Consider the following 9,196-nt stretch of genomic DNA (forward strand, 5'->3'; position numbering starts at 1 on the left):
ATGTTTCTAAATGCGGAGTTGTTAATTATTGGAAATTGTAACCAAAAGATTTCTTTTACGAGACTTTATTCAAGAAGATGAACCTTCGTTTTTCGCATATCGTGCCGATCCGCGATACGCTGAATTCTGTGCGCCAGAAGAATTGACAACTAGCTATACACGGGAACTTCTAATTTTGTTTCACCAGTGGTCGCTCGAACGTCCCCGCCACAACTATCAACTGGCGATCGCAAGCCATCGAACTTCAGAGTTAATCGGTTGTTGTGGTTTGCGCCTTGAGAATTACAATTCAACTGTAGCAGAAATGGGGATCGAATTAGCTCCTCAGTTTTGGAGTCGTTATGCCTATGCGATTGAAGTCGGTCAAGCTTTGATTGAGTTTGGTTTTAGAGAATTAAATTTACAAGAGATTCGAGGTGTTACTGTCAGTGCAAATATACGTGTGGCACGTTTAGCGCAGCGTTATGGATTTATCCCAATTGGCAAGCATTCTAGTTCAGATTGGATGCTAGCGCGAGGATGGAGTCAAACCGAATGGCAGCTCAGAAAAGCAATCGTGGGAAAAAATAGCGATTAAACTCGATTCGATTTACAGCCGTTTCCAATTGAATAGACTACGCTCTTAATTAATTAACTCGCAGCTCTAAGCCATAAGCTTTAAGCCTTTTCTAATCATTCTAATAACTGTGGTCTACTAACGTGAAAAACGCTGTATGTTGTTAAACAGTAAGACGATAAGGAGAACGATAAACTAAAAATTGGTATTGTAAGTACAACTAATTAACCATGTTTTGGGATTTTTAAGTTTTAAATTTTGACTTTTACATGAATAAAATCCGCGTTTTGCTAGTAGAAGATGACGAACTATTTCGCCTTGGGCTTGTAGTTAGGTTGCAACAAGAAAAGGGAATAGAAATTTTAGCAGAAGCGATCGATGGAGAAATGGCGGTAGAATTAACCAATCAATATCTACCTGATGTAGTTTTACTCGATGTCGGTTTACCTGGTATTGGTGGCGTAGAAGCTTGTCGTCAAATTAAACAGTTACATCCTACTATTCCTGTTCTCGTTTTAACTTCCCACTTTAAAAAACAACTAATCGAACAGTTGATTGCCGTAGGTGCGTCGGGGTACTGTCTCAAAGGAATTGAAGCAGAGACCTTAATTTTAGCTTTGCGTTCGGTTGCTGCCGGTGCTTCTTGGTGGGATGCAGCCACAACCGCAGAAATTAGATCGGCGTTTAAATCTACGCCAGTTAAAGAAATTAACGAAAATAATCCTTTGACTAGCAGAGAAACTGAAATCTTAGCTTTAATTGCAGCAGGTAAAAGTAATAATGAAATCGCTCGACAACTACATATTACGATTGGTACGGTTAGGGTTCATGTCCATGCTATCTTATCAAAATTAGAAGTACGCGATCGCACTTCCGCAGCGATTATGGCAATTCAACAGAATTTGATCGCGATTGATTCCAAATAAAATTATTCTGAATACTTGATAATCTATCTGTCTCCTCTATAGAATTCACCAAAGACGTATAATATTGGCATCCGTAGCTATACATATTGCCGTGGTTTCAACCGACAAACTAAAACCAGATTGGGCGGGAGATGATTTACTCGCTAGGTTGGTTAATCTCTTGATACAAACTAAGCCAATTTACCGTATTATGCAGCGCCAAGCGCGTCGAGTATTAATTAATACTGCCGAAAAAAATGGGATACCCTGGCGCAAAAATTATCAAGATTTAGAAAATTCTTCGGTCAAAGACTTATTAGATTCGATTACTAATTCTGAAATAGCCTATCCTGATTATTATCAAGTGCCGTTTCATGCTTATGATCGGGGCAATCTTTGTTGGCAGGCAGCTTTTGAGGCAGCTTCAGCGACAAATTCTATGGCACTAAGAATCTGGAAAGATGAAGATTTAACTTGGCAAGAGGCACAGCAGCGTTTACGTCATAGCTTTTATCGAGTACTAGAACAATATACTCCTGTAACCCTTACTGATATTCTAGACTTGGGTTGTTCGGTAGGAATTTCCACTCTGACACTGCATGAGTATTTTACCGCTCGCCAGGATACTCCAATTAATACCGTTGGTTTAGATTTATCTCCCTATATGTTGGCGGTGGCGCAACAGAGTGATCCACACAAAAAAGTCAGTCGATGGCTTCATGGTTTGGGAGAGTCAACGGGATTAGCCGACAATTCCTTAAACATGGTAACAATGCAGTTTATCATCCATGAACTTCCGCGCCACGCAACCGAAAAAATATTTCAAGAAGTTTTACGCATCCTTAAGCCAGGAGGAATTTTGGGCATAGTAGATAATAATCCTGCTTCTCCCGTAATTCAAGGCTTGCCTCCTGTGTTGTTTACCTTAATGAAAAGTACCGAACCTTGGAGTGACGATTACTATACTTTTGATGTGGAAGCTGCACTTAAAAAAGCTGGATTTGACTATCAAACAACTATCACTAGCGATCCTCGTCATCGGACAATAATTGGTATTAAACCAAAAAATTAAAAGCCTGAACCAGGTTGATTTAAATAAATATACTAGATTGGTACTCCTACAAAAAGCAAGTCTAATGAACTTTTTAGGCAAAAGTTGATAATTCAGCTTTTCCCCTTCTTTTATTACTTTGTTTACTACAAAATTTGGTTGTTTTGTTCGGATATATTACAGTTGATTTATATCCAAAGCTCCAATCAATGTAGCTATTTCTTTAGATATAAAATATAAAAACTTATTATATATTTTAAGATAACATTTACAACTTTCGATACAGGTTATTAAAAGTAAAAAACAATAATCTAACAATAAGTGGTCATAAAAAATAGGAAAACTAAAGAATGTTTTTTCATAAAAAAGAATTAATCAGTAAACCAATAAATGTTAAAGACCCTAATCCTCGTTTTGCTCAGTTACTACTAGAGCAATTTGGCGGTGCGACAGGCGAGCTTTCTGCTGCACTTCAATACTGGGTACAGTCATTTCATACAGAAGATCCAGGCATTAAAGATATGTTGCAAGATATCGCCATAGAGGAATTTAGCCACTTAGAAATGATTGGTAAGTTGATTGAAGTACATACTAAAAACGCCGATCAAACTGAGGCTTATAAGAGTACTTTATTTGCAGTAAGAGGAGCAGGACCACACTTTTTAGATTCTCAAGGTTCGGCTTGGAATGCTAATTATATTAACGAAGGTGGTCATGTAGTACGAGATTTAAGAGCTAATATTGCAGCCGAAGCAGGTGCGCGCCAGACTTACGAATCTTTAATAAAAATAGCACCAGATGAGGGGACAAAAGAAACTTTGGTACACTTGCTAACTCGCGAAATTTCCCATACCAAAATGTTTATGAAAGCACTAGATTCGTTAGGGAAACTAACCGATCCTTTCTTTGGCAATGTTCAACCTGATGAGACAGTAGACATTTATTACAACTTATCTACTTCGACTCCAGCAGACGACGCAACCGTTGAGGTTGACCAGCGAGGACCTTGGAATTCTGATAAAGATTTTCGCTATATTGCCGATCCGATGAAAGAAAAAGAAGAGAAAATGAACGAAGTATAGTTAGCACTGCCTAATTACTTTATCGAGCAAGAGAAAAATTTAGCTAACTTTAGAGGGCGATTCAATCTTAAGGTGCGATCGCCCATATTTTTTGAAGATTTATAGCGATCGCCTTTTAAAATAGCAATGAGCGTATTTTGCTTAATACATGGTTCTACCCAAAATTCCAAGTGCTGGAATTTATTAATTCCTGAGTTAGAAAAACTAAATCACCAAGCAGTTAAAAACTCTGCTTCTGCTTGAAGAGAACAAAAAAATCTAAATGACTGTGTATTCCTCATCGCATCAGAGCAACAATTGCAGCATAAGCATTGTTGAAAAACCAGAACTAATTGATAACTAATTTAAGTTTTCAATTCTGGGAGTACCGTCAGCTTCAATCCAGATTAATTGCTTGATGCGACAGGTTTGGGCATATTGCTTAATCTCTGCTTCAGGGCGATCGCTTAATTCTAATTCTACTTTAATCGATTTTTCTTCTCTTAACTGTCGTGCATACCGTAACGCTGTCGCTGCTGCTGCTTTAGAGCGGGGAATAACTAAACAATCACTCTTTGGTGCTTGCTGAGGTAATCTATCGGTAGTTAACAAACAAGCATACAGATCTTCAATCGAGAGGTAAAAGCCGATGCCTGGAGATGTCTTTCCTTGGGGGTCATATAGTCCGAGTAATTGGTCGTAGCGTCCTCCTTCTGCTAGAACATAAGACTGATGATCTTGGAAACTAACCGCCTTAAATACTATGCCTGTGTAGTAATCAAAAGTTTGTAGCAAACTTAGATCTAAAGTTAGAGGCAGGGGTTGTGTTGAACTACTGTTGAGCAATTCAATTAAGGATTTAAGATTATTTACCGCTGCTTGAGCATCATCCTCTAAATCCAGAGTAGATATTTTACTTAATACCTCTTCTGGTTTTCCTCGCAGATCGAATAAAATCAAAGCCTGTTGTTGCAGGCGTGCATCTAACTCTAAACCTTCAAGGGTGATCCGATCGAGATTAGCGATACAGGTACGAACTGAGGCGCGAATTGCTGGGGGAAACACAGCTAAAAGCGATCGCGTTAATCCTGCTTCTCCCAATAAAATTGACCAGTCGGGAATCCCCAAATCGTTGAGGCAGTCTGCCAGCAAGAGAATGGTTTCAGCATCGGCTAAAACTCCCCCCGCAAAGAGTAACTCTACTCCTGCTTGATAATACTCTAACTGACGACCATGATGACCCCCAGAAGCATTACGAAACACATTAGCGCGATAGCATAGACGTTGAGGATCGCTGTTGCCAGCCATACGTGTCACGGCTGCACGAGCAATGGATGCCGTAAGTTCGGGTCGTAAACCTAAAGAATTTTCTCCGTTGTTACGAAGCTGAATAATCTTATCTGGTCTAATTGCTCCACCTGCTGTGAGGGTATCAAGCCATTCTAGAGTAGAAGTGACAATCCGCTGATAGCCCCAGATTTGAAACTGATGCTGAAGGCGATCGTTAATCCAACGTTTTTGCTCTACCTCTAAAGGTAGTAAGTCTCTTGCCCCAGCGGGCGGTTGATAAATCATTTTCTAATAATGGTAAAAATTGCGACAAGCCAAATGAGCCAGATTTACCTGCTCGCAAGAGTATTTTCAGTCCAGACTTATGCTTGATATAGTCATTTTAACTGATGTTACGCACTAATCAATCTGCTAACAGGAGGTAGGAGGTAGTAGGTAGTAGGTAGTAGGTAGTAGGTAGTAGGTAGGAGGTAGGAGGTAGGAGGTAGGAGGTAGGAGGTAGTAGGTAGGAGGTAGGAGGTAGTAGGTAGGAGGTAGTAGGTAGGAGGTAGGAGGTTAATTTTGTTTAGCTTTTAATTTTTTGGTAATTGAAACTAATATTTTTATGATTATTTCTATCTCTTTTAATAAAGAACTGAATTTCGATTTAGGTGCAAGTTCATTGTCTATTATTAGCTCAATCCAGTAGCGAGTTTCACTAGCCTCTTTCAAAGCTATTAAATACTTGGATAAAAAGTCTTTATTAGATTGAGCATAAAGTGCTTCAGAACAATTCGCTCCAATTGATGTGCCACTTCTGAGAAACTGTTTTGACAAGACGACAGATGCGCTATTAAAATGATTTTTCTGATTTATTTCCGCATAAGCATTTATTACTCTAGATGCAAAAAGTTTGCTTCTTTTCTGGATAGTGATACTATTATTATTCATAGTTAAAATTAGGCAGTATTTACAACCTACTACCTACTACCTACTACCTACTACCTACTACCTACTACCTACTACTTACTTTTTTTTCGCCCCAAAAAAACCACTAAAGAAACCACTATTCCCAGGTTTGTTATTTTTGTCAGCAGCTTTACCATCACTCCCAGGATGAGATGTTTTAGCTTGATTAGCTACTCTAGTCAACTTGTCTAAAACTTTTTTACTTTCCATCACCACTTCATTGTGAGGTTCGGCTTGAACAGCCTTGTCGATATGAACTTTTGCCATCGTCAACTGCTTTTTGTGTAGATAAGCTCTGCCCATCACGGCATGAGTAACACCATGATTGGGGTTAATTCTCAAAGCATCTTTTAATTCTTGAATTGCTTGATCAAATTCTCCCTTAGAGATATATTGTTGCGCTCGATCAACAAAAGTATTAACTCTTGAGTCTACTGTGGGTTCTTCTGCGGGGGGAGAAGCTGATGGCGTTGCGGTCGCTACATCAACTTTAGTGGGTGGAGCAACCACTGGAGTTGCTTGAACAGGACGGCGGTTACGCCCGCGATCGCTTTTTAACATTAAGTAAACTAAATTTAGCTCACTAATTGCTTCTATTAGCTCTCCTGATTGTGACAAAGATTTATATTGTTCGGCAGTTAGCTGTTTTAACAGTTTAAGATAGATTAATTCAGCACCATCTCCAGCCTTCAACAATTCTTGAGCTAACTGGCTTTTGACTGGAAGATTATTTTTATTCTCCGCTAATCTCTTGCCAATTTGAGTCAAAACTAATTGGTGTTCAGCTAAAGCGCTTTTTCGCGATAATTGCTCATAAGCAGGATTGACCAGTCTTGATAAAATCTGTTCTGCCGTTCTAGCTTTAGCTGGATCACAACGACACTTATCGGGATGCAGCTGTTGAGCAATTTTAAGATATTGTGAGCGAATTTGCTTTGATTCAGCGTCGATGGACACACCTAGTATGGCGTGATGATCGGTAATATTGAGCTTAAAAAGTCCCTGTTTAATCGCAAAAGACATAAAGAAGAGAGATATAAAAGAGCCAGCAGTCAAACTTGCTAAGTAAACATCAATGTTAGATCCAAGCTGTTGTAATATAGTTCCCTAAAGTTCTTAGGAAATACCAAAAAGAAATAATTTTAGGTTAGGTTGAAGGATGAAACCCAACAGTTATCCCAAATGGATAGGTTTCTACGGATAATCAGGTTGACTAATTGTAGACCACTGAACAAACTTCACTGGAGGCATTAAACTTAATTTGTATCTATACAATTTTGTAGTTAAAAATTGATTTCGACAACTAATTTTCAGCAAAAAAACTGCCTTATTGCCTAGATCCTAATTTTTGATAAAAATTATCATAGAAAAGTTGATAACATTCACAAGCAACTACTTCTAAAGATTGCCGATTTAAAATAGTGATTTTGCCGCGATGATAATTAATCAATCCTGCTTTTTGCAGAGTACCTGCTGCGATAGTTACTCCCGAACGACGGCATCCCAGCATATTACCAATAAATTCTTGAGTCAGAGGCAATTCGCCAGCTTGAGTTAAATCCTGAACTGTCAGCAGCCAACGAGCCAGACGCTCTTCAATGGTATGATGACGGTTGCAAACTGCTAGTTGAGAGATTTCATTTAGTCTGGTTTGAGCGTAATTCAATAATACTTTTTGTAACTCTCCTCCTCGGTCGAATTCCCGTTTTAAAATGAGAGCTGAAATTTTAACCGAACCGTCGCCTATTTGGACAACTGCGCGTTGACTACTATAGCCATCGCCAAGAAGAGCTGGAAGACCAATCATTCCCGTACCCCCGATTATCCCAATTTCAGTAGTCGTACCATTGCTGAGAGTGTTAACTAAAGAAACTAACGCTGAATGGGGGAAATAAATGGTTTCAATCTTTTCTGAAGCTTCATAAAAAACAGTTCCTACAGAAAGAGGCTCATAAATTAAGTAAGGCTCTAGGCGAAGATATTCTGCTTCTGACAAAGCTGGTAGAAGACGATTTGTAGAACGGAAATAGTCGTGAACCAAGGGGAAACCTCTTTTAAATTATGCTGTGAGCAAAAGATTAAAAGCATAAAAAAGAGACTCAAAATCAAATTATTATGTCGTTAAACTCTCCAGAAAGTATTAAGATTTCAGCTTGATTTTAATGAATTAAGCTAAAAGACCCAAAATTTAACTTAATCAACCATTAACTACCTCCCAATCGCACATTTTGGCTATTTGCACATCTAGATTAATGGCATCAAAAGGTTTAACGATTACTCCTTCAGCTAGACTGGCTTTCAATTTAGAAAGAATTTCTTCTTGAGTCCAAGCGGTCATGAAAATAATCGGAATTGTACAGGTAAATAAATTGCACTTTAAGATTTCATAGACAGTCAGTCCATCTAAGCCTGGCATGATCACATCTAAAAGAATCGCATCTGGTCTTTCAAGTTCTGCTTTAGAAATTCCTTCTACTCCATCGCTTGCCGTGGAAACTTCCCAGTCTGTACTAGCTTTTAGGGCAAACTGAACTAACGTTCTATTATCTTCGTTGTCGTCAATTAGTAAAAGCTGTTTGTTAGCCATGTCCATATCTAAACACTTTATAATACTTCTAGTTTGATTGTAATTAGTTTTTTTGAGGGCTTCTGTACGCTGTCCAACATAAGTGGGATCGAGTAAGTATTATGGCTTGCCAAGGTTTATAAAAGTATGTAACAAGTAACGAGTAACGAGTAACAAGTAACGAGTAACGAGTAACGAGTAACAAGTAACGAGTAACGAGTAACAAGTAACGAGTAACGAGTAACAAGTAACGAGTAACGACAAAAAAGGCTGCTACTTGTTGATGATAAAATTGAGTTAGTAAGGTGATTTTTTATCATGAATAATAATAATATTTCAATACAAGATAGAAGTAAATTATTTGCCGTTCGTGCTATTAAAGCCTACACAGAATTAAACAAGAGGCACTTTGATGATGCAGGTAAAGTGTTGGCAAAACAATTTCTCAGAGCGAGTACTAGCATTGGTGCAAATCTTGCCGAGGGGGAATTTGCACAGTCAAAAGCTGACTTTATATCGAAATATTCTATAGCCTTAAAAGAAGCAAGTGAAACGCGCTATTGGATTGATATAATGATTCGATCTGAAATTATATCAGAAAATAAATTTAGCTCGATGATTGATGAAATAAATATAATAATTCGGATACTAATTAGTACTATCAAAAAGCTTAAAGATAAATAATCGTTACTTGTTACTCGTTACTCGTTACTTGTTACTTGTTACTCGTTACTTGTTACTCGTTACTCGTTACTCGTTACTTGTTACTCGTTACTCGTTACTCGTTACTTGTTACTCGTTACTCGTTACTTGTTACTC

The 9,196-nt window shown here is 38.2% G+C and carries 10 protein-coding genes; 5 read left to right on the plus strand and 5 right to left on the minus strand.

Going from position 1 to position 9,196, the window contains the following annotated elements; translation table 11 throughout:
• Positions 1-28 precede the first annotated feature (28 nt).
• The 4 genes from C7B62_RS01220 to C7B62_RS01235 all read left to right on the plus strand — a co-directional run bounded on the left by C7B62_RS01220 (position 29) and on the right by C7B62_RS01235 (position 3,594).
• Positions 29-577 (plus strand): GNAT family N-acetyltransferase, encoded by a 549-nt coding sequence (locus tag C7B62_RS01220; RefSeq protein WP_106232778.1) that lies wholly within the window; start codon positions 29-31, stop codon positions 575-577.
• Positions 578-825: 248 nt separating this feature from the next.
• Positions 826-1,482 carry a response regulator transcription factor gene (locus C7B62_RS01225; protein WP_106232779.1) on the plus strand — a complete coding sequence of 219 codons (657 nt, stop codon included), beginning with the start codon at positions 826-828 and terminating at the stop codon, positions 1,480-1,482.
• A 91-nt stretch (positions 1,483-1,573) separates the two neighbouring features.
• Positions 1,574-2,533, plus strand: coding sequence for a class I SAM-dependent methyltransferase (locus C7B62_RS01230; RefSeq protein ID WP_106232780.1), 960 nt, complete (start codon positions 1,574-1,576; stop codon positions 2,531-2,533).
• 329 nt (positions 2,534-2,862) lie between these two features.
• The gene (locus C7B62_RS01235) at positions 2,863-3,594 is read left to right on the plus strand and encodes a manganese catalase family protein (protein ID WP_106232781.1); all 732 of its coding nucleotides are present in this window, start codon (positions 2,863-2,865) and stop codon (positions 3,592-3,594) included.
• A gap of 339 nt (positions 3,595-3,933) precedes the next feature.
• Here the strand turns inward: C7B62_RS01235 and C7B62_RS01245 are convergent, their stop codons facing one another.
• The 5 genes from C7B62_RS01245 to C7B62_RS01265 form a co-directional block, all read right to left on the minus strand.
• Positions 3,934-5,148, minus strand: coding sequence for an ATP phosphoribosyltransferase regulatory subunit (locus C7B62_RS01245; RefSeq protein ID WP_106232782.1), 1,215 nt, complete (start codon positions 5,146-5,148; stop codon positions 3,934-3,936).
• A gap of 270 nt (positions 5,149-5,418) precedes the next feature.
• The gene (locus tag C7B62_RS01250; protein WP_106232783.1) at positions 5,419-5,793 is read right to left on the minus strand and encodes a four helix bundle protein; all 375 of its coding nucleotides are present in this window, start codon (positions 5,791-5,793) and stop codon (positions 5,419-5,421) included.
• 75 nt (positions 5,794-5,868) lie between these two features.
• Positions 5,869-6,834 (minus strand): J domain-containing protein, encoded by a 966-nt coding sequence (locus tag C7B62_RS01255; protein WP_106232784.1) that lies wholly within the window; start codon positions 6,832-6,834, stop codon positions 5,869-5,871.
• Positions 6,835-7,138: 304 nt separating this feature from the next.
• Positions 7,139-7,852: a Crp/Fnr family transcriptional regulator gene (locus C7B62_RS01260; RefSeq protein ID WP_106232785.1), complete on the minus strand. Its 714-nt coding sequence runs from the start codon at positions 7,850-7,852 to the stop codon at positions 7,139-7,141.
• 156 nt (positions 7,853-8,008) lie between these two features.
• Positions 8,009-8,398 (minus strand): response regulator, encoded by a 390-nt coding sequence (locus C7B62_RS01265; protein WP_158260609.1) that lies wholly within the window; start codon positions 8,396-8,398, stop codon positions 8,009-8,011.
• A 297-nt stretch (positions 8,399-8,695) separates the two neighbouring features.
• Here C7B62_RS01265 and C7B62_RS01275 point away from each other — a divergent pair, with 297 nt between their 5' ends.
• Complete coding sequence (locus C7B62_RS01275) at positions 8,696-9,061, plus strand: four helix bundle protein (RefSeq protein WP_106232788.1); 366 nt, start codon at positions 8,696-8,698, stop codon at positions 9,059-9,061.
• Positions 9,062-9,196 lie beyond the last annotated feature (135 nt).

The sequence above is a fragment of the Pleurocapsa sp. CCALA 161 genome, assembly GCF_003003995.1.
Taxonomy (GTDB): domain Bacteria; phylum Cyanobacteriota; class Cyanobacteriia; order Cyanobacteriales; family Xenococcaceae; genus Waterburya.

Coding starts and splice junctions, on each gene's coding strand:
- C7B62_RS01245 (WP_106232782.1), bottom strand. CDS start 5,148: ATGATTTATCAACCGCCCGCTGGGGCAAGAGACTTACTACCTTTAGAG.
- C7B62_RS01275 (WP_106232788.1), top strand. CDS start 8,696: ATGAATAATAATAATATTTCAATACAAGATAGAAGTAAATTATTTGCC.
- C7B62_RS01225 (WP_106232779.1), top strand. CDS start 826: ATGAATAAAATCCGCGTTTTGCTAGTAGAAGATGACGAACTATTTCGC.
- C7B62_RS01265 (WP_158260609.1), bottom strand. CDS start 8,398: ATGGCTAACAAACAGCTTTTACTAATTGACGACAACGAAGATAATAGA.
- C7B62_RS01250 (WP_106232783.1), bottom strand. CDS start 5,793: ATGAATAATAATAGTATCACTATCCAGAAAAGAAGCAAACTTTTTGCA.
- C7B62_RS01235 (WP_106232781.1), top strand. CDS start 2,863: ATGTTTTTTCATAAAAAAGAATTAATCAGTAAACCAATAAATGTTAAA.
- C7B62_RS01255 (WP_106232784.1), bottom strand. CDS start 6,834: ATGTCTTTTGCGATTAAACAGGGACTTTTTAAGCTCAATATTACCGAT.